Below are 21,353 nucleotides of genomic sequence, written 5' to 3' on the forward strand. Positions count from 1 at the left end.
GCTTTTTCGTGCGGGTTATCAATTCGTTTGTAGTTCATGCGCTTTCGCGGATCGCGAGAGGCCAATCTTGATGCCGACCAGTATGGGCGCGGCAAAGACGAACAGCAGGGCCACGGCGAAGAACGCCGTATCGAAAGCAATCACCGTGGCCTGACCTGATACAGCATTGCCCAGCAAGCTTGTGGCTGCCCGGCCAGCGGCCACCTGATCCATGCCCTTCCCTGCCAGCATCGCGGTTGTGGTCATCAGCCGTTCGATGACCGCGTGTCCTCCTGGGGTGACGTTGGCGCCGAGTACCACGCCATTGCTGACAACCTGATGGTCGATCAAGGTCTGCAACCCGGCAACGCCCATCAAGCCACCCAACTGACGCCCTGTATTGAACAGGCCGATGCCGCTGGCCAGGTTGCGGCTGTTGAGGTGGGTGAAGGCGATCAGCGTGATTGACAGAAACAGGAAGCCAAGGCCCAGGCCGCGCAACAGGATGGCCGCCATCATGTCGTCGGTGCCGCTTTCGCTGGTGGAGCCGGACAGCATCCACATCGCCCCCATGATCAGCAGGATACCCAGCGGTACCGTCGCCACCGGCGGCACGCGACGCACGCTGAACAGATAGGCGGCGATGAGCAGCGAACCGACAAAAAAACCGCCACTGGGCAGCAGGAGCAAGCCGGCATCGGTCGGTGTGAACGCGAGTACCGACAGGGCGAACGCCGGGATCAGGTAGGCGCTGCCGAACAGCGCGGCACCCGCGACGAAGCTGACGATAAAGGCAAAGGTAAAATCGCTTGATCTGAACAGGCTGAAGTCGAGCAGCCCCTGGCCGTTGGCCAACACCTGTTGGCCGAGAAAGGCCAACAGCGCAGCGGCACCGATCACCGTCAGCACCAGGATGCGCGGTTCCTCGAACCAGTCCCAGCGGCTGCCCTGGCTGAGCACATAGGTGAAACAGAACAGGCCCGCAGAGAGCAGCGAGAACCCGAGCCAGTCGAACGAACGTTGCCGGACCCTGGCGGGCACGGGGTGGTCGGCGATGAGCAAAAGGCCGGTCGCCGCCAGGGCCAGCGGTACCACGCTGAAGAAGATCCAGGTCCAGGACTGGCTGTCGACCAACCACCCTTGCAGGGCTGGCGCGAAGGTCGCCGACGCGACCACCGCCGCAATGGCGAACAGCGCTTGCAGGATCGGCTGAAGCGCGCGCGGATAGCCGCGAAAGATGATCGCCTGGCCCGCCACCAGTAGAGCGCCGCCAGCGAAGCCTTGCAGGATACGCAGTGCGATCAGCAGTTCCAGCCAGGCGGTAACGGCCGCCACGCAGCACGCCAGGCCCATGACCAGGGTGGCGCCGATGATCACGTTGCGCGCAGAAAATCGCTGCATCAGCCAAGGGGCGATCATGAACCCGATCAGCTTGAGCGCGATGTAGCCGACATCCAGCCAGGCGAACTCGTCGGGCGTGGCATAGGTGTCGCCGATGATGTCGCCGCGACCGAGGGCCAGCACGGTGCTGGCGATCGCTTCCGTCAACGTCGCCAGCACGATGCCCACCATGAGCAGGACGCCGTTCATTGTCCTGGCGCTGCTCGGCGTGGTGCAGGCAACGCGGCTCATGAGCCGGCCCCTTGTGTAACTTCCACCCGCGCGGACAGGCCCGGCACGATGCGCCCCGGCAGGGGGTTTTCAGCCAGGCGGATCTTCACCGGAACGCGCTGCACGACACGCACAAAGTTCCCGGTGGCGTTGTCGGGCGGCAGCAGGCTGAACGCCGAGCCACTGCCGGGTGCAAAGCTGTCGACCACGCCATCGAGTGCCGCATCGGGGTAGCCATCGACCGTGACACGCACCGGCTGACCGGGGCGAATATGTTCCAGTTGGGTTTCCTTGAAGTTCGCCACGACCCATACATCATTGACCGGCACGATATCGAGCAGGGAAACGCCCGGTGTGACGAAACGACCGAGGCGAACCTGACGGTTACCGACCACGCCATCCACAGGTGCGTGTACCACGGTGTGCTTGAGATCGATCCGGGCGAGATCACGTGTGGCCTCTGCCTGGCTCACAGCGGCCACGGCAGCCTCGCGCTCGGCTGCAAACACCGTGATGCGCTGCTGTTGCGCCTCGACCGTTGCCGAAGCGGCCGAAACCGAGGCTGCGGCTCTGGATTGCGCGGTACCGGTTTCATCGACCAGGGCCTGGCTCACCGCATTGCTGACGATCAGTTTGCGGCTGCGGTCGTGGGTCTTGGCCGCCAGGCTCATGTCGGCGGAGGCTGAGCGCCTTTGCGCTTCGGCCTGCCTGATCAGCGCATGCTGGAGCTGGATCTGTGCGTCGACATGCGTCAGGCGCGCCTGGGCGGCGCTGACATTGGCCTCGGCTTGCGCAAGTTTGGCGCGGAAGTCGCGGTCATCGATTCGAAACAGCACATCACCGGCACGCACGGCCTGGTTGTCCCGGACCTCGACCGCCGTGACATAGCCGGCGACCTTGGCGGCCAGCGAGGTGACGTCCCCGCGGACATACGCGTTGTCGGTCGAGGTCACGCCACTTGAAAACGCCATGGCTCCCCAAACCACCACGACCATTACAGTCGCGACGCACAGCAACAGGCCGATGGTCTTGCGCTTGCTTCGCCGCACCACGACCACGGGAGTGCCGCTACTTGCGCTGGTGGCAATGGCAGCCTTGTCCAGGAGCGAGTTCATTTTTTCATTTCCTGTTCAGTGCCAAGAACTGACTCAGCCACTGGGCGACAGGGTCTGCCGCCCGGCGGTCGTGCCTTCATGAGCGCGTGATCGGCTCACTGTTTGATCGGTGTTACGAGCACCTTTTCCTCGGTGTCGAGGACGAACACCGCCAGCAGGCGTGCAGGTTGGGTGTCACTGGCGTTGGCGCTGACCAGGTGTACGGAGCCCGGCTCCTCTACGAAGTTTTCGCCGACGTTGTAGATCTTTTCCGGCTGGCCTTTGACCTGGATGCGGAACGAACCTTCCAGCACCGTTGCATAGATGAAGGCCGTTTTCGGATGGGTGTGGGCCGGCGACGCGGCCCCCGGCCCATACTCGACGACCACGCCCCTCATGCTCTTGCCAGGGATGTTGGGAATGGGACGGTCGAACACCACCGTCACCTTGCCGGGGGGCGGCTCGGCGGCTGATGCGGCACTGATCGAGAGCGCTGCGAAGACAGCGGCCATTAGCAATCGGGTAACCATGGGATTTCTCCTGGATTCGTCGGGAAATGTGCGGGTGCGATCCGTTACTGCGCTGTCGACCGGGCCAACCACTCGTCGAAGCGGATCCCCCCCAGACGTGCGTTCTTGCCGGTGACCAGCGATTGATCGTCGAGCACGGCGCCGAAGTAGCGGGCATGTACATCCGGCACGACCTTGCGGTTGTCCTGAGTCGCTTGCAGATAGCGCCTGGCCAGTTCGTCGATCGGCATGGTTTCCGGGCCGCCGACTTCAACCGTGCCATTGACCGGTGCTGCCAGCACGACATCGGCCAGCGCCGCTACCACGTCGTCGGACGCTATCGGCTGGATCAGCGCCGGCGAAGCATGAATTTCCTCGCCAACGGCGAACGACTGGACAATGCCGCCGGCAAACTCGGAGAACTGCGTGGCACGTAGAATGGTGTAAGGAACGCCGGATGCCTTGATAAGGGCTTCCTGCGCGACCTTGGCCCGGAAATAGCCGGTATCGGGAAGCCGTTCGCTGCCGACAATCGACAGGGCTACGTGATGACGAACCCCGGCAGCGGCTTCGGCGGCCAGCAGGTTACGGCTCGACGTTTCAAAGAAATCGAGAACGGCCTGGTCTTCCCAGGACGGCGCGTTCGCCACGTCGACCACCACATCAGCACCATCCATCGCTTCGGCCAGGCCTTCGCGGGTGATGCTGTTCACGCCCGTGCTGGGGCTGGCGGCGAGCGCATCATGGCCGCGCTCGCGCAGGGTGTTCACAAGTTTCGATCCGATGAGGCCGGAGCCTCCGATGACGACGATCTTCATGACTTTTCTCCACTTGTCGACTGCAACCATTGCGTCGGTGTAGAGAGATTGCCTGCGCGCACCGGGCAAGTCCTTGCGCCGGGCTTGGGTTTGCCTTGGCGAACGCTTGGATTTATGTCCAAGGATACTGAGGCTGCTCCAGCCGCCATTGCCGCAGACTGTGCAGCGGATGTCGAGCTGCCTTATCATCTTCCCCTGTTACCAACCGCCAGCCGCCTGGGACACGGAGTTGAGGGCGCTTCGCCAAGGGATGCTCAATTTGCCATTCACGTTTGAAGACTACGTACTCGATCAGGAGCGTCGGGAGCTGACCCTGCGCGGGCAAATCGTGGCCGTCGGACCGCAGGTTTTCGATCTGTTGCTGCTGTTCGTCAACAATCCCGACCGCGTCGTCAGCAAGGACGAGTTGCTCAAGGCGGTGTGGGGCGACCGGATCGTTTCGGAGTCGACGATCACCAGCCACATCAATGCGGTGCGCAAGGCCATCGGTGACACAGGTGAGGAGCAGCGCCTGGTGCGTACCGTCCCCCGCAAGGGCTACCGCTTCGTTGGTCGGATCAACGGCGACTTGAGCGGGCAAGCTCCACAGCCTGACATCGATGAACGCGCAAGCGCTGCCCCGAAACAAATCCCCTCCCCTACGCTCGTCCTGCCGGACAAACCCTCGATCACCGTCCTGCCCTTCCAGAACCTGAGCGGCGATCCGGAGCAGGAGTATTTCGCCGATGGCGTCGTTGAGGACATCATCGCCGCCCTGTCGCGTATCCGCTGGCTGTTCGTCATTGCGCGCAATTCGAGCTTCACCTACAAGGGCCAGGTCGTGGACGCCCAGGGCGTCGGCCAGGAACTGGGTGTGCGCTATGTGCTCGAAGGCAGCGTGCGCAAGTGCGGGAACAGGTTGCGCATTACCGGGCAACTGATCGACGCGACAAGCGGGACGCATATCTGGGCGGAGCGCTTCGAAGGCTTGCTCGACGACCTATTCGAGCTGCAGGACCAAATCACCGAAAGCGTCGTCGGTGCTATCGCGCCGCAACTGGAGCGGGCAGAAATCGAACGCGCCAAGCGCAAGCCGACGGAAAGCCTGGACGCCTACGACTACTACCTGCGGGCCATGGCAAAACTGCACAGCGGCAGCCGGGAAGCCATCGAGCAGGCGCTGCCGATGTTCTACCAGGCCATCGAACTCGATGCGGAATTTGCCTCGGCCTATGGCATGGCCGCCTGGTGCCACTTCTGGCGCAAGCTCAATGGCTGGATGAGCAATCGACCCGCAGAAATCGCCGAGGGCATACGGCTGGCGCGTCTGGCAGTGACCCTCGGCCGCGACGATGCCGTCGCGTTGACTCGGGGCGGACATGCGCTCGCTCATCTCGCCGGCGAAGTCGACGGCGGCATTGCGCTGCTCGACAGGGCGCGCCTGCTCAATCCCAACCTCGCCCCCGCCTGGTTTCTGGGCGGTATCCTGCGGGCACTGCACGGTGAAACAGAGGCCGCCATCGAGCATTTGAACCATGCCGTTCGCTTGAGTCCGCTGGATCCGGAAATGTTCAGGATGCAGGTGGGGATGGCGCTCGCGCATTTCTTCGCCGGGCACTTCGATGCCGCTGCGCAGTGGGCGGAGAAGGCCCTGGGTAACCTGCCCAGTCTGCTGGTCGCGGCGGCGCTGGTGGCAGCCAGCCATGCACTCGGCGGACGAATGGACAAAGCGAAGTGGGCGATGCAACGCCTGCAAGCGCTGGATCCCTCTTTGCGCCTGTGCACCCTCAAGGACTGGCTGCCCATTCAACGGCCTGAGGATTTCGCCCGTTTCGCCGATGGGCTGCGGCTGGCCGGGCTACCGGAGTGAAGACGACTCCCCTCACCCTGTAGGAGCGAGCTTGCTCGCGATGGTCGTCAACGATAACGCGGGCTTTCTGATTAAACGCGGTGTCTTCAAGTCCATCGCGAGCAAGCTCGCTCCTACAGGGGGCCAGGTCGTGCGTTGGCGTTCACCTGGCAAAATTCACAGTTTGCAACGGTAGGCTAAGCTTTGAGCAACTCGTTGCTCATGATGCTCGGTTCTGCAGGTTTTGGGTGTTTCTGGAGAGCGTCTGCAACAGCGATCTCAGACTGGCCCAAACCTTTCACGCAGGATTGCCGTGATGACCGAGCCCCTCCTCAGCTTTGATGCACTCAAGCGCGCCGCGGCTGCCGGCGAAATCGATACCGTACTGGTCTGCATGGTCGACATGCAGGGACGCCTGGTCGGCAAGCGGTTCCAGGTCGAGTTTTTCATCGACAGCGGCCACGAAGAAACTCACTGCTGCAACTACCTGCTGGCAGATGACATCGACATGGAGCCGGTGCCGGGTTACGCCGCGGCCAGTTGGAGCAAGGGTTACGGCGATTTCGTGCTCAAGCCCGACATGTCCACCCTGCGGCGCGTGCCCTGGCTTGAGTGCACGGCGCTGGTGCTGTGCGACGTGCTCGATCATCACCATCGCCAGGACCTGCCCCACAGCCCAAGAGCGATTCTGAAAAAACAGGTCGAGCGCCTGCGCGAGCGTGGTTATACCGGCATGTTTGCCTCGGAGCTCGAGTTCTATCTGTTCGACGAGAGTTACGAGGCGATCCACAAGCGCAACTATCACAAACCGAAAACCGCCGGCCATTACATTGAGGACTACAACATCCTCCAGACCACTCGCGAAGAGCCTGTGCTGCGGGCGATTCGCAAGCATTTGCAGGCATCGGGCATTCCCGTGGAAAACTCCAAGGGAGAATGGGGCCCGGGTCAGGAAGAGATCAACATCCGCTACGCCGATGCCATGACCATGGCTGACCACCACGTCATCATCAAGCACGCCTGCAAAGAGATCGCCCAGTTGCAGGGCAAGGCGATCACCTTCATGGCCAAATGGCGCTACGACGCCGCCGGCTCCAGCAGTCACATCCATAATTCGCTGTGGGACAAGAACGCCAAAAAGCCGTTGTTCTTCGACGCGAAAGCCGAGTTCGGCATGTCGAAACTGATGCGAGCCTGGGTCGCCGGGCAGCTCAAGTACGCCAACGACATCACCTGTTTTCTCGCGCCCTACATCAACTCCTACAAGCGCTTTCAGGCTGGCACTTTTGCGCCGACGCGGGCGGTGTGGAGCCGCGACAATCGCACCGCCGGCTTTCGCTTGTGTGCCGAAGGCAGCAAGGCCATCCGCATCGAATGCCGCATCGGTGGCGCCGACCTCAACCCCTATCTGGCCTTCGCCGCATTGATCGCAGCGGGCCTGGCCGGTATCGACGAGAAGCTCGACCTCGCGCCGCCGTTCGAAGGTGACGCCTACCTGGATGAGCATTTGCCGGAGGTGTCCAAGACCCTGCGCGAAGCGAGCGCCGCACTCAAGGCCTCCGGCATGTTGCGCAAGGCGTTCGGCGATGAGGTGGTCGACCATTACGTGCACACCGCCGAGTGGGAGCAGAAAGAGTACGACCGGCGAATCACCGACTGGGAATTGCAGCGCGGTTTCGAGCGCTATTGAGAACATCATGACTGCGAAGGTTCAACTGATCTCCCCGGTCGATGGCCGGGTGTACGTCGAACGCGAAGTGGCCGATGCGGCGCAGGTCGAGCAGGCGCTGACGGCCGCTGCCAGTGCACAGGTGTCATGGCAACGCCGTTCACTGAGCGAACGCGCGGCGTTTTGCACTGCCGCGGTAGACGCAATGCTGTCGATGCAGGCCGACATCGTGCCGGAGCTGGCCTGGCAGATGGGCCGCCCGGTGCGTTATGGCGCCGGCGAACTGCGCGGTTTCGCCGAACGCGCCCGGTACATGATCGCTATTGCACCTCAGGCCCTGGCCGCTGTAGAGCCAGAACCCGTGGCGGGATTTCGACGCTATATCAAGCGCGAGCCGCTGGGTACGGTGCTGGTGGTCGCTCCGTGGAACTACCCCTATCTGACGGCGGTGAACACGATCATCCCGGCATTGATGGCCGGCAACAGCGTGATCCTCAAGCATGCGTCGCAAACGCTGCTGGTGGGCGAGCGTTTCGCCGAGGCCATGCGTCGCGCAAAACTGCCCGAGGGGTTGTTCCAGAATCTGCTGCTCGACCATGTATCGACCGGAGCGATCATTGCTTCCGGGGGCGTGCAGCAAGTGAACTTCACCGGTTCCGTGGAGGCGGGCAAAGTCATGGAAAGCCTCGCCAGCGGACAATTTCTCGGCATGGGCCTGGAGCTCGGCGGAAAAGACCCGGCCTATGTCCGCGCAGACGCCAACCTTGAACATGCGGTGGAAAATCTGGTGGACGGCAGTTTCTTCAATTCCGGGCAGAGTTGCTGCGCCGTGGAACGCATCTACGTCGACCAGAAAATCTACCCGGTGTTTGTCGAGCGCTTCGCCGAACTGACCCGCCAGTACGTGCTGGGCAACCCGCTGGACGAAGCCACTACCCTCGGTCCGCTGGTGACACCGGGCGCCGCATTCTTCGTTCGTGGCCAGATCGCCGAAGCGCTGGCCCAGGGCGCGACGGCGCTGATCGATGCAACGTCCTTTCCCGCCGACGTGCCGGGCAGCGCCTACCTCGCGCCGCAGGTCCTGGTCGATGTCACCCATCAAATGTCGGTCATGCGCGATGAAAGTTTTGGCCCGGTCGTCGGCATCATGCCAGTGGCCAGCGACGATGAAGCCATCGCCTTGATGAACGACAGTCCGTTCGGGCTCAGCGCCTCGCTGTGGACGCAAGATCTCGACGCGGCCGAGCGCCTGGGCAACGAAATCGCCACCGGCACCGTCTTCATGAACCGCTGCGATTACCTCGACCCGGCACTGGCCTGGACCGGCGTGAAGCACAGCGGGCGCGGCGTCACACTGTCGCCATTGGGCTACGAGCACCTGACCCGCGCCAAATCCTTTCATCTGCGTCACGAGGTGTAGACCATGAACCTGACAGGAAACTGGAGCTACCCCACGAGCGTTCGTTTCGGTGTCGGGCGCATCGCCGAACTGGCCGACGTCTGTCGCAGCCAGGGAATCCAGCGGCCGCTGCTGGTGACCGACAGCGGCCTGGCGCGCGCACCCATCACCACGGCGGCGCTGGACGCGTTGCGCGCCGCCGGTCTTGGTGTCGCGCTGTTCTGTGACCTCAAGCCCAATCCGGTGGAAGCCAACCTGGCCGGCGGGCTCGACGCCTGGCGTGCCGGCCAGCACGATGGCGTGATCGCGTTCGGCGGTGGCAGTGGCCTGGACATGGGCAAGCTGATTGCGTTCATGAGCGGCCAGACCCGCCCGGTCTGGGACTTCGAAGACATCGGCGACTACTGGACCCGCGCCGACGACAGCCGCATCGCCCCGGTCATTGCGGTGCCGACCACGGCGGGCACCGGTTCCGAAGTCGGTCGTGCGGCGGTGATCATCGACGAGCGCACCCACACCAAACGCATCATCTTCCACCCGAAAATGATGCCGCGCGTGGTGATCAGCGACCCGGCACTCACCGTCGGCATGCCGGCCAAGATCACCGCCGGCACCGGCATGGATGCATTCTCCCACTGCCTGGAAGCGTACTGCGCCCCCGGTTTTCACCCCCTGGCCGATGGCATTGCCGTGGAAGGCATGCGCCTGGTGGCCAATTCGCTGGTGAAGGCAGTACACACACCGTCGGACCTTGAGGCGCGCGCGCAAATGCTCGCGGCGGCGGCGATGGGTGCCACGGCATTCCAGAAAGGCCTGGGCGGGATGCATGCGCTGTCGCATCCGGTGGGCGCGCTGTACGACACCCATCACGGCATGACCAATGCCACCTTCATGCCCTATGTCCTGCACTTCAATCGCTCGGCCATCGAGGAGCGCATCACCCGCCTGGCGGCGTACCTGCGCCTGCCCTCCCCGGGGTTCGACAGTTTCCTGGCCTTCGTCCTCAAGCTGCGCAAGGACATCGGCGTGCCCCATACCCTGGTTGAACTGGGCGTTGATGACCGGCAGGCCGACCTGATCGCCGACATGGCGATTGTCGACCCTTCCGCTGGCGGCAACCCGCTGCCATTGACCCGGGACGGCGTGGCAAGAATTTTCGACGCGGCGTTTCACGGCCGTCTGTAGGAGCGAGCTTGCTCGCGATGAACGTCAACGATGATGCGGGGAGCCTGACACCCCGCGTCATCCTCAAGTCCATCGCGAGCAAGCTCGCTCCTACAGAAAACCAAGGTCGAGCCTACGGCGGCTCAGTTCGGCCTGTCCAAAACCTGAAAAGGGGCACACATCATGAACCCAGCAAGCCAGCCCGGCACCGACGCGCACGACGACGACGTCAAGGTGCTGCACAGCATGGGCTATGCCCAGCAACTCTCACGACGAATGGGCGTTTTCTCCAACTTTGCCATTTCCTTTTCGATCATCTGCATCCTCTCCGGTGGCATCAATTCCCTGGCCCAGGGCACCTCGGGCGCGGGCGGGGCATCCATCGGGATCGGCTGGCCAATCGGCTGCCTGATCTCCGGGGTGTTCGCCATGGCCATGGCGCAGATTTCCTCGGCCTACCCCACCGCTGGCGGCCTGTACCACTGGGGCTCGATCCTGGGTAACCGCTTCACTGGCTGGCTGACCGCGTGGTTCAACCTGCTGGGGCTGGTCACGGTGCTTGGCGCGATCAACGTCGGTACCTATTACTTCTTTTTCGGCGCCTTCGGACCGGCACTGGGCATGGAGGACACGACCACGGTCCGGGTGATTTTCCTGGCAATCCTCACCGGCCTGCAGGCCTTGTGCAACCACTTGGGTATCGGCCTGACCGCCAAACTCACTGACTTCTCAGGTTATCTGATCTTCGCCACGGCGCTGGCCCTGACCATCGTCTGCCTGATATCGGCACCCAGCTACGAATTCGCCCGGTTGTGGACCTTCGGCAACTATTCCGGCGAAGCGGGTGGCAGCGTCTGGCCGCAGGTCTCCAACGGCTGGGTTTTCATGCTCGGTCTGCTGTTGCCGATCTACACCATCACCGGCTATGACGCCTCTGCGCATACCTCCGAGGAAACTCGCAACGCGGCCATATCGGTGCCGCGCGGCATGGTCATGTCGGTGGTCTGGTCGTTGCTGTTCGGTTGGCTGATGCTCAGCGCGTTCGTGCTGATGCTGCCGAACATGGACGAGGCGGCCAAGCAAGGCTGGAACGTGTTTTTCTGGGCCATGAACACCCAAGTCAACCCGACCTTGAAACTGGTGCTTTTCGTGGCGATTTTCATCTCGCAGGTGCTCTGCGGACTGGCCACCGTCACCTCGGTTTCACGCATGATTTTCGCGTTCTCCCGGGACGGTGGCCTGCCCTGCTCCAAAGCACTGGCCTCCGTTTCGCCGACCTTTCGAAGCCCGGTGGCGGCGATCTGGACCGGTGCCACCCTCGCCGTCCTGTTCGACTGGGGCTCGTCGGTGATCTCGGTCGGGGCAACGCCGGTCTATACGATCGTGGTGTCCTGCACGGTGATCTTCCTGTTCTTCTCCTTCGCCATTCCCATCGCGCTCGGCCTGTTTACCTTTGGGACGTCGAAATGGCCGACCATGGGACCGTGGAACATGGGGCGTTTCTGGTACTCGGTGTTCGCCATCCTCTCGATCCTGTCGATGGTCATCATTTTCGTCATCGGCATCCAGCCACCGAACGATTGGGCGCTGTACATCACCATCGGCTTCCTGATCCTGACGGCCATCGTCTGGTTCGGTTTTGAAGCCCGGCGCTTCCAGGGGCCGCCGGTGGGCGACATGATCGTCAAGCGCCAGGCTGAAATTGCTGCGGCGGAGGCGGCGTTGGACAAACAAAGCGCAGGTTGATGGCTGCTCTGCACTGTAGGAGCGAGCTTGCTCGCGATGGTCGTTAACGATACCGCGCCTTCGCTGGATGAGCGCGGTGTTCTGAAGCCCATCGCGAGCAAGCTCGCTCCTACAGAGTTCGGGCCTCATCAGCCGGGCTTTTTTGCAGGCTGATGATCTATCCTGTGCCTCCCCGATTCCGCCCCGGAGACACCTGTGCCCGCCCTCACCGCTCGCGAGGTTTACCAGCCGTTGCGCGATGCCGCTCAAGGCATTTGCACCTTCAAGCGAGTCGACGACGCCTGCGAGTCTGACCATGTACAGGTCGACATCGACGGCTGGCGCCTGACGCTCGACGTCGACGCCGGTCACCTGCGCCACTGCCTGCACGGCCAGAGCCCCGATGGCCGAGAATATGTGTTCGACAACGGGCAGCGCTTCGGCACCGACCCGGTGAGTTTGCTCAGCACCTGGGAACTGGCGCAGATCGAACGGCTGCTGGCCTGAATCCTGCGCAACCTGTCGTGCCTTGGCCGCACTTGTGATACACAAGCCGCAGTGATTTTTGTGTCCAAGGAGGTTCTGCCCATGCCCCGTTCCCCACGCCTGCCGCACTGGCTGGCTTGCGCCCTGCTCGGTCTGTTCGCTGGCGGTGTCCAGGCCAGCACGACGCCTGCGGCGCCCGATGCCTTGCGGCCCTTGCTGGCGACAATGAATGAGCGGTTGAACATCAGTGAGCTGGTGGCGCTGACCAAGTGGGACAGCGGCAAACCGGTCCAGGACAACGCCCGGGAAGCGCAAGTCATCGCCAACGCCAGGAAGCAGGCGGTCGAGCGCAAGCTCGACCCCGACGACGTCGCCGACCTGATCGCCGCCCAGATCGAAGCCAGCAAACTGCTGCAATACGGCCGACTCGCCCAATGGCAAGCGGCGCACAAGGCACCGGACACACCACGGCCGGACCTCAACAACGAAATCCGGCCGAAGCTCGACAAACTGCAAAACCTGCTGCTCAAGCAGTACGCCGATTTCCTGCCCTACCGCAAAGACCCGAACTGCCCGCAATGGCTGGCCACGGAACGCTCCGCGCTGATCAAGGATTACCTGCATGATCAGGCGTTGATTCGGGCGACCGGGGAGTTGTGTGTTGTGGGTCGATGGCAGTGAAGTGATCGAGACGAAGAGCCCGGCCCAATCAGTCGGGCTTTTTCATTGGCCGGCCCGACGATGTAAAACACCCTTTACATCCGTGAAGTCTCCAGCGAATATGTAAAGGGACTTTTACATCAGGAGGATGCAATGAACCGCTTCTACATCGAAATGGGCGTCGCGATTACGCTGTACACCCTGTTGTTGCTGGTGTCGTTGATTTTGCTTAAAGACCAGCAAGAAATGGCAATGACGCTGAAGGTCATCATCACACTGTTGCCGGTGATTCCCGCAGGGCTGATGTGCTGGGCGGTGGTGCGCAATATGCGCACGCTGGACGAAATGCATTTGCGTATTCAGTACGAAGCTCTCGGTTTTGCCTTTGCCGCTTCGGCATTGCTGACCTTCACCTACGGTTTTCTGGAGAATGTCGGCCTTCCGCACGTGTCCTGGGTCTGTGTGTGGCCAGTGATGGGCCTGATGTGGATGATCGGGCTCAGACTCGCCAAGCGGCGGTATCAATGAAAAACCGGCTCAAGGAACTGCGTGCCGAACGCAAGTGGTCTCAGGTCGATCTGGCGGCGTTGTTAAATGTTTCGCGGCAGACAATCAATGCCATCGAAAATGGCCGCTATGATCCCAGCCTGCCCTTGGCGTTTCAGATTGCCCGGGCATTTGCGTTGCCAATCGAGAGCATTTTCGACGATGAGTTCGCTGGCTAATCTCACTCTTCAATCAGGCGCCTGTCCATGAGCCGCACTGAAACCCTCGCCAAAGTCCTGCTCGGCCCGCTGTTGCTGGTGCAGGGCCTGTACACGCGGCGGGTGACGCCCAGGTTGCCGGAGGCCGAAGGTGAACGCTTGGGCGAGGCTGGCAGTGGCGACGTTCTGCGCTTGTTGATTGTGGGCGACAGCGCCGCTGCTGGCGTGGGTGCGGTGACTCAGGGTGAGGCCCTTAGCGGGCAGCTGGTCGAGCGCCTGGCCGATAATTATCGGGTGTCGTGGAAACTCTGGGCGCGCTCCGGTCTGGATTCGCAAGGGTTGCTGGACCTGCTGGAACAGTACGCCCCGGAGCCGTTCGATGTGGCGCTGTTGTCGATTGGCGTCAACGACATCACCAGCTCGCTCACCCTGGATCAGTGGCTCGCTCGGCAACAACGATTGATCGCGCTGTTATGCGACAAATTCGCGGTGAGGCAGATTGTGCTGTCGCCGCTTCCGCCCATGCACCTGTTCCCCGCCCTGCCGCAGCCGCTGCGCTGGTTCCTGGGGTTCAGGGCGAGTCGTTTCAATGCACATCTTGCGGACCTGGCCGCACGCGTGGATCAATGTACGATGCTGAGCACCCCGCTGGCACCCGAACCGGGCTTGATGGCCAGCGATGGTTTTCATCCGGGGCCGATGCTCTACCGTCAATGGGCCGACGATGCCGCCAGGGTAATCGACCAACGTTTTCGCACCACAACAATAAAAAGCAGGAGTTGAAGATGTCTGAGCTGAACCTGAACCCCAACGTCGCAGCGTCCCTGAAGCAGTGGCACGCGATGATCGGCAAGCGCGACTTGAGCGCCTTGCCCGAAATGCTCGATCCGCAGGCGCTGTTCCGTTCGCCGATGGCGCATACGCCGTATCCGGGGGCGCCGGTGGTGTCGATGATCCTCAACACGGTCGTGAACGTGTTCGAGGATTTTACCTATCACCGTGAGTTGGCCACGGCGGATGGCTTGAACGTGATTCTCGAGTTCAGCGCCAAAGTCGGCGAGAAGGAGCTCAAGGGCATCGACATGATCCGCTTCAACGAACACGGCAAGATTGTCGAGTTTGAAGTGATGGTGCGCCCGCTCAGTGGCTTGCAGGCGTTGGGTGAGGAAATGGGGCGGCGGTTGGGGGCTTATCTGAAGGCCAGCAAGGCCTGAATTCCTGCTCCCCCCTGTAGGAGCGAGCTTGCTCGCGATGGGCGTTAACGAAAACGCGTGCTTGCTGGCTAAACGCGTCGCTCTTGAGTCCATCGCGAGCAAGCTCGCTCCTACAGGTACAGGTACAGGTACAGGATTTGTGTAATACCGGAAGTCATCACACCATCGGCTGGTGGCTGGTCACGCAGTGAATGCCGCCTCCGCCCGCGGAGATCGCGTCGATGTCGAGCTGCACCACCTCGCGGTCCGGGTAGAGTCCGGACAGCAGGTTGTAGGCTCTGGCATCCGCTTCCTTGTCGCCGAATTGCGGTGCGATGATCGCGCCATTGATCACGAAGTAGTTGATGTAGCCGGCGGCGAAATCCGGGTTGTCCTTGCTGAATCGGCTATTGCGCGGGTTGAGTGGCGGTGACACGGTATGCACCTGTAACTTGCGACCATCGGCATCCGTGGCGTTTTCGAGGATTTCCAGATGGGCACGAGTGACCTTGTAGTCGTAGGACTCGGGGTCGTTGTCGAGGTTGGCGATCACCACGCCGGGCTTGACGAAGCGCGCATAGAAGTCGACATGGGCGTCGGTGATGTCCTTGCCCTTGATGCCCGGTAGCCAGATGATTTTGCGCAGGCCCAGGCGCTCTTTCAGTTCTGCCTCGACGTCGGCCTTGCTCCAGTCGGGATTGCGGTTGCGGTTGATCCAGCTGCTTTCGGTCATTATCCCTGTGCCGTGGCCATCCACTTCGATGCCACCGCCCTCGCCCACCAGTTCGCTTCGCTGGTAATCCGCCTTGGCGTTTTCGGCGACCAGGGCGGCCAGTTGCGCATCGTCCACATGCTGCTGTTTGTTGCCCCAGCCGTTGAAGTTGAAGTCCACGGCAGCAAGGCCGCCGCTTCCATCGACGACAAAATTGGCGCCGATGTCACGCATCCAGATGTCATCCAGCTCGGCGATCACGAAGGACGTGTTGTGACTGCCGCATTTGGCTTCGGCCAGGCGCCGTTCGCTCTGGCGACAGAACACGGTGACCGGCTCGTATTGGGCGATGCTGCGGGCGATCCGGCCAAGGGCGTCTTGCACGTGGGGCGTGAAGTCCTCCCAGATCGCGGCCTGTGCCCCGAAGGCGATGAAGGCCCGCTGGTGTTTGTCCCCTTCATCGGGCATGTACCAGTTGCCTTTACCGGCCGCTCGCACCGGCTGGGAGGCAAAGCCCAATCCCATGGACGCCACTGCGCCCAGTCCGGCGGCGACCGATACCTGCTTGATGAATGTTCGACGTGTCGGCATGTGCTTTCCTGAAATCGAGGTTTGGCCGGCCCTCGGGCCGGCCGGTGATCACTTGACGGTAGCGGTCTTGAATTTGGTCCAGGTGCGCATGCGTGCCCGCATGTCGGCCTGGGGAATGTCCTTGCCGGGAATCAGCCGCGCGTAGGTGGCTGCATCGAGGTAGATGTCCGGGTTGTTGCGCATCGCGGCATCGACGTCCGGCCGCGCCTTGGCGTTGGAGGTCGGGTAGCCGGTGAAGTTGCTGATGGCCGCCATGTTCTGCGGGCGCATCACGAAGTTGATGAACGCGTAGGCGTACTCCGGATGCCGGGCGTCGACGGGAATGGCCATGGTGTCCATCCACACCGTGGTGCCTTCGCGGGGGATGCGGTAGTGGAAGGCGGTTTTCTTGCCAGCGCCGTCAGACGTGCGCTGCGCCTGGGTCATGTCGCCGCTATAGCCGAGGGACATGCACAGGTTGCCGTTGACCAGATCGGTCACCGGTTGCGACTGGAACTTGCGGATGTATGGCCGCGCCTTCATCAGCAAGTCACTGGCCGCCGCCAGGTCGGCCGGTTTGGCGCTGCGTGGATCGCGACCGAGGTAGTTGAGCACCACGGCCAGCACTTCGTCCGGCGAGTCGATCATCGAGATGCCGCAGTCGGCGAACTTCGCCGCCAGTTCCGGTTTGAAGAGCATGTCCAGGCTGTCGACCGGCGCATCCGGCGCACGCCTGGCAATCTGCTCGGCGTTGTAGGTCAGGCCGATGGTGCCCCAGGTGTACGGGACCGTGGCCTTGCTCGACTGCTCATAGTGCGAGCGCAATTTCTGCAACCCAGGCTCGACGTCATTCAGAGCAGTAAGTTTTGACTGATCCAAAGGCTGCAAACTGCCGGCGCGCATCAGGCGTTCGGCCACGGTGTCACCGGGGAAGATCAGGTCGTAGCCACTGCCGCCAGCGAGCATTTTCGCTTCCAGGGTTTCGCTGCCGTCCATGACGTCGTAGATCACCTTGATCCCGGTCTCGGCGGTGAACCTGCTGAGGGTGTCCTCGGCAAAATAATCGGCCCAGTTGTACAGCCGCAGGGTTTTCTCCTCGGCGTGCAACGCAGGCACCGCACAGGTCAGCGCCAGCCCCATGGCCAGGCACAGCTTGTTGATCGTGTTCATGTCACACCCCTTGGGTTGCCCAGCGTGAATGGATCTGACGACCGTCCTGGGTCAACAAGGCGCCGTACATGTCCGGACGGCGATCGCGGTAGATACCCCAAGTCAGGCGGTCCTCGCGCATGGCCGCCAGGTCCAGGCTGTGGACCAGCACGCCGGTGCTGTCGCGGTCGGCTTCGGCGAGCAACTTGCCCTTGTGGTTGCAGATGAACGACGAGCCGTAGAAGCTCATTTGCAGGGTCGGGTCGGTGGTCGCCGCTTCCCGGCCGACACGGTTGGCGGCCACCACCGGCAGCAGGTTGGCGGCGGCGTGACCGCGCATGGTCATCTGCCAGTGATCCCGGGAGTCGAGAGTGGCACAACCCGGTTCGGAGCCGATGGCCGTGGGGAACAGCAGCACTTCGGCCCCCATCAACGCCAGGCAGCGGGCGGTTTCGGGGAACCACTGATCCCAGCAGATGCCCAGGCCGATGCGCCCGAACGCGGTGTCCCAGACCCGGAAACCGCTGTCGCCGGGGCTGAAGTATTCCTTCTCCTGATAGCCGATGGCGTTGGGGATGTGGGTCTTGCGGTACACACCCAACAGGCGCCCGTCGGCGTCGGCCACGCTCAACGAATTGAAGTAGGCATTGCCGGCCTTCTCGTACCAGCTCAGCGGCAGCACCACGCCCAACTCTTTCGCCAATGCGGCGAAGCGCTGGAGCACGTGGCTGTCGCGGTACTCCTCGGCCAGCGCCAGGTGTTTGTGGTGCTGTTCGATGCAGAAATACGGCGTGGCGAACAGCTCCTGCAACAGGATGACCTGCGCCCCCTTGGCCGCAGCCTCGCGAACCAGTCGCTCGGCCTGGTCGAGGTTGTGTTTCAGGTCCCAGGTGCAGGGCATCTGGGTGGTGGCGATGGTCAGCAGTATCATGGCATCAACCCCGCACCGGCCAGACCGGTTGTTGCTGGGTGATGCAATGCACACCCCCACCGCCATGGGCCAGATGGTTGATCCGCACCGGCACCACTTCACGACCGGGGAACGCCTGCGCCAGCACTTCGGCAGCGACCTTGTCGGCATCGATGCCGTAGGCCGGCATGATGATCGCGCCATTGGCGATGTAGAAATTGGTGTAGGAGGCGCAGAACACTTCGGCCTCGGTGTCCACCGCATCGGTGGCTTCGAACAGTTCGATCAGTTCGAACTGGCGGCCCTGGGCGTCGGTGGCCAGTTCAAGGGCGCGGCGGTTCTCCCGGGCCACTTCGGCGTACACCGACTGCTTGTCGTGGGTGGCGTCCACCAGCAACACGCCGGGACGGGCAAAGGCGCACACGCCATCGACGTGGCCGTCGGTCATGTCGCCGGTCACGTAGTCGGGATCGCCCGGCAACCAGATGGTTTTCTTCACGCCCAGCAGACGGCTGAAGATCTCTTCGATCTCGGCCTTGGTCACGCCCGGATTGCGATTGGGATTGAGCAACACCGACTCGGTGGTGATCAGCGTACCCTCGCCGTCCACATGAATCGCACCACCCTCGTTGCTCAGTTCCGTACCGAAACACTCCAGCCCCAACTGATTGAGCGCGCGGCGGGCCAGGCTTTCGTCCAGATCGTGAGCCGACTTGCCGCCCCACGCATTGAAGCGCCAGCTCACACCGGCCAGGCCTTGCTGCGGGTGGCAGACGAAGCTCGGGCCGGAGTCACGGCACCAGCTGTCATTGACCGCCAGTTCGATCAACTCGATGTTCGGCCCGCACAAGGCTTTGGCCCTGGCGACGGCTGAAGGATCGACCACCAGTTTCACCGGTTCGAAGCGGGCGATAGCGTTGGCCACCCGGGCGAAGTCTTCTTGAACCTGTGGCAGGGTCACCCGCCAGCCTGACTCCCAAAGCGTCTTGTTGTGCGGCCAGACCATCCAGGTGGCGGCGTGGGTGACCCACTCGGCTGGCATCGTCCAACCGCTGTTTTGAATTGCGTTCTGCTGCATGACAAGCACCTCTTAGTTAAGTCATTGTGTTCAATGAAAACGGCCTTGGCGGTCTTGGCATGCATGCTACGGCTCGTAAAACGGGCAAACAAACGATGGATTTTGTTGATAACTGATTAGAGGGACTTATCGATATGCTCAAACACTGGCCGCCCCTGGGCACCCTGCGCGGCTTCGAAGCCGCCGCCCGGCTGGGCAGTTTCCACAAGGCCGCCGAAGAGCTGCACCTCACCCAATCGGCGATCAGCCAGCAGATCCGCAGCCTTGAGGCCTACCTGGAACAACCGTTGTTCTATCGCAGCGGGCGCAGTGTCAGCCTGACCGATGCCGGACACGATCTGCTGAGCACCACCCAGGCGCTGTTGCAGCAATTGGCGGTGGGCATTCGCCGGCTGGGGCAATACCAGAAACCCAATCAACTGGTGCTCAACACCACCCCGGCGTTTGCCCGGCACTGGCTGTTGCCACGCCTGGGGGATTTCCGCCGGCGGCATCCGCAGGTCGATCTGTGGATTTTCAGCACCAATGAAGTGCCGGACATGGCCAGCCAGACTATCGACCTGGCAGTGCGCGACGACATCAGTTCCCAAGCCGAATGCAGTTTCAAGGTGCTGCACGCCGACCGCCTCTACCCGGCGTGTCACCCGAGCCTGTTGGCCGTGCCCGTGGAACAGCGCACCACCCTGCATGGCGAGCGGGAAATGGACTGGAGCCACTGGGCGGTGGAATCGGGAATCGATGTGGGGCAGATGGATCAGGGGCTGAATTTTTCCGATCCGGGCTTACTGCTGGACGCCGCCTGCACCGGGCTCGGTATTGCACTGGTGAGCCAGTTGCTGAGTCGGCAGGCGCGGGCCACCGGGCTGTTGCAGCCGATGGTGGAGCAAACCATCCGTGGCCCGAACTGGGCGCTGCTGACCCACCGTGACAGCGAGACCACCCCGATGGCCCGGGTCTTCACCCAGTGGCTGGTCGACAACCTGGCGGTCGAGCAACAGACCACGGCGTGATCATTGCGCCGGGAAGGTTTGCAGGTAGGCCAACAGGTCTTCGATTTTTTCCGGATCACTGAGGCCCCAGAAAATCATGCGGGTGCCGGGGACGACTTTCTTCGGCGCTTCGAGGTAGGCGATCAGGGTTTCGCGATCCCAGACCAGGTTGGCGGATTTCATCGCATCGGAATACACGTAGTCCGTGGTGACGGCGGAATGGCGACCGATCACGCCGTTGAGTTGCGGACCAAAGAAGGCACGAGCCGATTCACCGATCTGATGGCAGCCGCTGCAGAGGCGCTTGTAGACTTTTTCCCCGGCCTGGACATCGCCCGCAGCAAGGGTGGGCATGCTGAACAGGCCAGCGCTGAGGGCGAGGGTCAGGAAGGCGATTTTCTTCATGTTGCGTTTCCAGTCTGCGAGTGCTCGCTATTGGAACATGACAGCTGAGGATATCCAAAACGGTCAGGTGGACAAGGGGTCTGTATACAGGCTTACTTTTTGGTTCGGTAGGCATTGAGCTCAATGGCCGCCCGTCAGCGCCGCTTCATCGATCCGCTCGCCCTCGCGAACATCGATGGCACGCTGGGTATTGCCTTCAAGGCCAAGTTGTCATCGAATCGTCATGAACCGGGCGCCATACTCAAGTCATCCAATGCGTGCTTTATCTTTCTGCTGCCAGTCCCGGCAGCTTTTTTTTGCCTGAAATTCTGCTTACAGACACTCCTGCGCCGCACGCTCGAACGTCGACGGCACGAACGCCGAGGCCAGCAGCTTGCGCTCGTACAGGAACACCTTGCCGCCGTTCGAGGCTTTATAGGTTTCCAGCACATTGTCCGCCGCCACTTTGCTCGGGATGACGATGCGGTAGCTGCGCTGGGTCTGCGACACCGTTGGGTTGAGCGCATCGTGCTGCAACTTCGGCACCACGCAATGGGTGTACTCCTCCGGCGACTTGCTGGTCTGCAAGGTCATGGTCGGGGTGTTCGGCGTGGCACAACCGGCCAGCAGCAGCGAGGCGAAGGCCAGGGTCGAAGCAAAAACAGTGCGCATGAATCAGGTCCTGAATAGAAATCCACGGTGGATCGGGTTGCCCGCCGCTC

Annotated in this window: 22 protein-coding genes; 12 read left to right on the forward strand and 10 right to left on the reverse strand. The window is 62.2% G+C overall.

Features of this window, described 5'->3' with window-relative positions; genetic code table 11:
• Positions 1-18: 18 nt before the first annotated feature.
• The 4 genes from AC3WTM_RS17930 to AC3WTM_RS17945 all read right to left on the reverse strand — a co-directional run bounded on the left by AC3WTM_RS17930 (position 19) and on the right by AC3WTM_RS17945 (position 4,011).
• A complete protein-coding gene (locus AC3WTM_RS17930) occupies positions 19-1,611 on the reverse strand; it encodes a DHA2 family efflux MFS transporter permease subunit (protein WP_102670476.1) in 1,593 nt (530 codons plus the stop codon).
• Positions 1,608-2,705 carry an HlyD family secretion protein gene (locus AC3WTM_RS17935; RefSeq protein ID WP_102670477.1) on the reverse strand — a complete coding sequence of 366 codons (1,098 nt, stop codon included), beginning with the start codon at positions 2,703-2,705 and terminating at the stop codon, positions 1,608-1,610. The genes AC3WTM_RS17930 and AC3WTM_RS17935 overlap by 4 nt, the downstream gene beginning before the upstream one ends.
• A 95-nt stretch (positions 2,706-2,800) precedes the next feature.
• Positions 2,801-3,214, reverse strand: coding sequence for a cupin domain-containing protein (locus AC3WTM_RS17940; RefSeq protein ID WP_090456521.1), 414 nt, complete (start codon positions 3,212-3,214; stop codon positions 2,801-2,803).
• Between the two features lie 44 nt (positions 3,215-3,258).
• Positions 3,259-4,011 carry an SDR family oxidoreductase gene (locus tag AC3WTM_RS17945; protein ID WP_102670478.1) on the reverse strand — a complete coding sequence of 251 codons (753 nt, stop codon included), beginning with the start codon at positions 4,009-4,011 and terminating at the stop codon, positions 3,259-3,261.
• A gap of 259 nt (positions 4,012-4,270) precedes the next feature.
• Here AC3WTM_RS17945 and AC3WTM_RS17950 point away from each other — a divergent pair, with 259 nt between their 5' ends.
• From AC3WTM_RS17950 to AC3WTM_RS18000, 11 genes are all read left to right on the forward strand, one after another.
• Entirely contained in the window at positions 4,271-5,860 is a 1,590-nt protein-coding gene (locus AC3WTM_RS17950; RefSeq protein ID WP_102670557.1) for a winged helix-turn-helix domain-containing tetratricopeptide repeat protein, read from the forward strand.
• 295 nt (positions 5,861-6,155) lie between these two features.
• Positions 6,156-7,529 carry a glutamine synthetase family protein gene (locus AC3WTM_RS17955; RefSeq protein WP_102670479.1) on the forward strand — a complete coding sequence of 458 codons (1,374 nt, stop codon included), beginning with the start codon at positions 6,156-6,158 and terminating at the stop codon, positions 7,527-7,529.
• 7 nt (positions 7,530-7,536) lie between these two features.
• Complete coding sequence (locus AC3WTM_RS17960) at positions 7,537-8,928, forward strand: aldehyde dehydrogenase family protein (protein WP_102670480.1); 1,392 nt, start codon at positions 7,537-7,539, stop codon at positions 8,926-8,928.
• Between the two features lie 3 nt (positions 8,929-8,931).
• A complete protein-coding gene (locus AC3WTM_RS17965; RefSeq protein ID WP_102670481.1) occupies positions 8,932-10,092 on the forward strand; it encodes an iron-containing alcohol dehydrogenase in 1,161 nt (386 codons plus the stop codon).
• Between the two features lie 162 nt (positions 10,093-10,254).
• Complete coding sequence (locus tag AC3WTM_RS17970) at positions 10,255-11,817, forward strand: amino acid permease (RefSeq protein WP_102670482.1); 1,563 nt, start codon at positions 10,255-10,257, stop codon at positions 11,815-11,817.
• Positions 11,818-12,012: 195 nt separating this feature from the next.
• Positions 12,013-12,303 (forward strand): DUF7693 family protein, encoded by a 291-nt coding sequence (locus tag AC3WTM_RS17975; RefSeq protein ID WP_102670483.1) that lies wholly within the window; start codon positions 12,013-12,015, stop codon positions 12,301-12,303.
• 81 nt (positions 12,304-12,384) lie between these two features.
• Positions 12,385-12,963 carry a chorismate mutase gene (locus AC3WTM_RS17980; protein ID WP_102670484.1) on the forward strand — a complete coding sequence of 193 codons (579 nt, stop codon included), beginning with the start codon at positions 12,385-12,387 and terminating at the stop codon, positions 12,961-12,963.
• Between the two features lie 132 nt (positions 12,964-13,095).
• Entirely contained in the window at positions 13,096-13,470 is a 375-nt protein-coding gene (locus tag AC3WTM_RS17985; protein WP_102670485.1) for a hypothetical protein, read from the forward strand.
• Entirely contained in the window at positions 13,467-13,667 is a 201-nt protein-coding gene (locus tag AC3WTM_RS17990; protein ID WP_007988375.1) for a helix-turn-helix transcriptional regulator, read from the forward strand. Before AC3WTM_RS17985 ends, AC3WTM_RS17990 begins: the two co-directional genes overlap by 4 nt.
• A gap of 27 nt (positions 13,668-13,694) precedes the next feature.
• On the forward strand, positions 13,695-14,429 hold the full coding sequence (locus AC3WTM_RS17995) for an SGNH/GDSL hydrolase family protein (protein ID WP_102670486.1): 735 nt from the start codon (positions 13,695-13,697) through the stop codon (positions 14,427-14,429).
• 2 nt (positions 14,430-14,431) lie between these two features.
• Positions 14,432-14,860, forward strand: a complete 429-nt coding sequence (locus AC3WTM_RS18000) for a nuclear transport factor 2 family protein (RefSeq protein ID WP_102670487.1) — start codon at positions 14,432-14,434, stop codon at positions 14,858-14,860.
• A 157-nt stretch (positions 14,861-15,017) separates the two neighbouring features.
• On the opposite strand, the gene AC3WTM_RS18005 is transcribed toward AC3WTM_RS18000, so the two are convergent.
• From AC3WTM_RS18005 to AC3WTM_RS18020, 4 genes are read right to left on the reverse strand one after another with little or no spacing between them, the layout of a single operon-like run.
• Entirely contained in the window at positions 15,018-16,142 is a 1,125-nt protein-coding gene (locus AC3WTM_RS18005) for an agmatine deiminase family protein (protein ID WP_102670488.1), read from the reverse strand.
• A 48-nt stretch (positions 16,143-16,190) separates the two neighbouring features.
• Positions 16,191-17,291: an extracellular solute-binding protein gene (locus tag AC3WTM_RS18010; RefSeq protein ID WP_102670489.1), complete on the reverse strand. Its 1,101-nt coding sequence runs from the start codon at positions 17,289-17,291 to the stop codon at positions 16,191-16,193.
• A 1-nt stretch (position 17,292) separates the two neighbouring features.
• Positions 17,293-18,201 carry an N-carbamoylputrescine amidase gene (gene aguB, locus AC3WTM_RS18015; protein ID WP_102670490.1) on the reverse strand — a complete coding sequence of 303 codons (909 nt, stop codon included), beginning with the start codon at positions 18,199-18,201 and terminating at the stop codon, positions 17,293-17,295.
• Positions 18,202-18,205: 4 nt separating this feature from the next.
• Entirely contained in the window at positions 18,206-19,258 is a 1,053-nt protein-coding gene (locus AC3WTM_RS18020; RefSeq protein WP_102670491.1) for an agmatine deiminase family protein, read from the reverse strand.
• 134 nt (positions 19,259-19,392) lie between these two features.
• Here AC3WTM_RS18020 and AC3WTM_RS18025 point away from each other — a divergent pair, with 134 nt between their 5' ends.
• The gene (locus AC3WTM_RS18025) at positions 19,393-20,268 is read left to right on the forward strand and encodes a LysR substrate-binding domain-containing protein (protein ID WP_102670492.1); all 876 of its coding nucleotides are present in this window, start codon (positions 19,393-19,395) and stop codon (positions 20,266-20,268) included.
• Here the strand turns inward: AC3WTM_RS18025 and AC3WTM_RS18030 are convergent, their stop codons facing one another.
• Both AC3WTM_RS18030 and AC3WTM_RS18035 read right to left on the reverse strand, forming a co-directional pair.
• The gene (locus tag AC3WTM_RS18030) at positions 20,269-20,652 is read right to left on the reverse strand and encodes a c-type cytochrome (RefSeq protein WP_102670493.1); all 384 of its coding nucleotides are present in this window, start codon (positions 20,650-20,652) and stop codon (positions 20,269-20,271) included.
• Between the two features lie 312 nt (positions 20,653-20,964).
• Positions 20,965-21,303 carry a hypothetical protein gene (locus AC3WTM_RS18035; RefSeq protein WP_102670494.1) on the reverse strand — a complete coding sequence of 113 codons (339 nt, stop codon included), beginning with the start codon at positions 21,301-21,303 and terminating at the stop codon, positions 20,965-20,967.
• Positions 21,304-21,353 lie beyond the last annotated feature (50 nt).

Source organism: Pseudomonas sp. EU05-FHT14B02, from assembly GCF_058791055.1.

Bases quoted from the DNA above. Each gene is read 5' to 3' on its own strand.
- AC3WTM_RS17930 (WP_102670476.1), bottom strand. From the start codon at position 1,611: ATGAGCCGCGTTGCCTGCACCACGCCGAGCAGCGCCAGGACAATGAAC.
- AC3WTM_RS17935 (WP_102670477.1), bottom strand. From the start codon at position 2,705: ATGAACTCGCTCCTGGACAAGGCTGCCATTGCCACCAGCGCAAGTAGC.
- AC3WTM_RS17940 (WP_090456521.1), bottom strand. From the start codon at position 3,214: ATGGTTACCCGATTGCTAATGGCCGCTGTCTTCGCAGCGCTCTCGATC.
- AC3WTM_RS17945 (WP_102670478.1), bottom strand. From the start codon at position 4,011: ATGAAGATCGTCGTCATCGGAGGCTCCGGCCTCATCGGATCGAAACTT.
- AC3WTM_RS17955 (WP_102670479.1), top strand. From the start codon at position 6,156: ATGACCGAGCCCCTCCTCAGCTTTGATGCACTCAAGCGCGCCGCGGCT.
- AC3WTM_RS17960 (WP_102670480.1), top strand. From the start codon at position 7,537: ATGACTGCGAAGGTTCAACTGATCTCCCCGGTCGATGGCCGGGTGTAC.
- AC3WTM_RS17965 (WP_102670481.1), top strand. From the start codon at position 8,932: ATGAACCTGACAGGAAACTGGAGCTACCCCACGAGCGTTCGTTTCGGT.
- AC3WTM_RS17970 (WP_102670482.1), top strand. From the start codon at position 10,255: ATGAACCCAGCAAGCCAGCCCGGCACCGACGCGCACGACGACGACGTC.
- AC3WTM_RS17980 (WP_102670484.1), top strand. From the start codon at position 12,385: ATGCCCCGTTCCCCACGCCTGCCGCACTGGCTGGCTTGCGCCCTGCTC.
- AC3WTM_RS17985 (WP_102670485.1), top strand. From the start codon at position 13,096: ATGAACCGCTTCTACATCGAAATGGGCGTCGCGATTACGCTGTACACC.
- AC3WTM_RS17990 (WP_007988375.1), top strand. From the start codon at position 13,467: ATGAAAAACCGGCTCAAGGAACTGCGTGCCGAACGCAAGTGGTCTCAG.
- AC3WTM_RS17995 (WP_102670486.1), top strand. From the start codon at position 13,695: ATGAGCCGCACTGAAACCCTCGCCAAAGTCCTGCTCGGCCCGCTGTTG.
- AC3WTM_RS18000 (WP_102670487.1), top strand. From the start codon at position 14,432: ATGTCTGAGCTGAACCTGAACCCCAACGTCGCAGCGTCCCTGAAGCAG.
- AC3WTM_RS18005 (WP_102670488.1), bottom strand. From the start codon at position 16,142: ATGCCGACACGTCGAACATTCATCAAGCAGGTATCGGTCGCCGCCGGA.
- AC3WTM_RS18010 (WP_102670489.1), bottom strand. From the start codon at position 17,291: ATGAACACGATCAACAAGCTGTGCCTGGCCATGGGGCTGGCGCTGACC.
- aguB (WP_102670490.1), bottom strand. From the start codon at position 18,201: ATGATACTGCTGACCATCGCCACCACCCAGATGCCCTGCACCTGGGAC.
- AC3WTM_RS18020 (WP_102670491.1), bottom strand. From the start codon at position 19,258: ATGCAGCAGAACGCAATTCAAAACAGCGGTTGGACGATGCCAGCCGAG.
- AC3WTM_RS18025 (WP_102670492.1), top strand. From the start codon at position 19,393: ATGCTCAAACACTGGCCGCCCCTGGGCACCCTGCGCGGCTTCGAAGCC.
- AC3WTM_RS18030 (WP_102670493.1), bottom strand. From the start codon at position 20,652: ATGAAGAAAATCGCCTTCCTGACCCTCGCCCTCAGCGCTGGCCTGTTC.
- AC3WTM_RS18035 (WP_102670494.1), bottom strand. From the start codon at position 21,303: ATGCGCACTGTTTTTGCTTCGACCCTGGCCTTCGCCTCGCTGCTGCTG.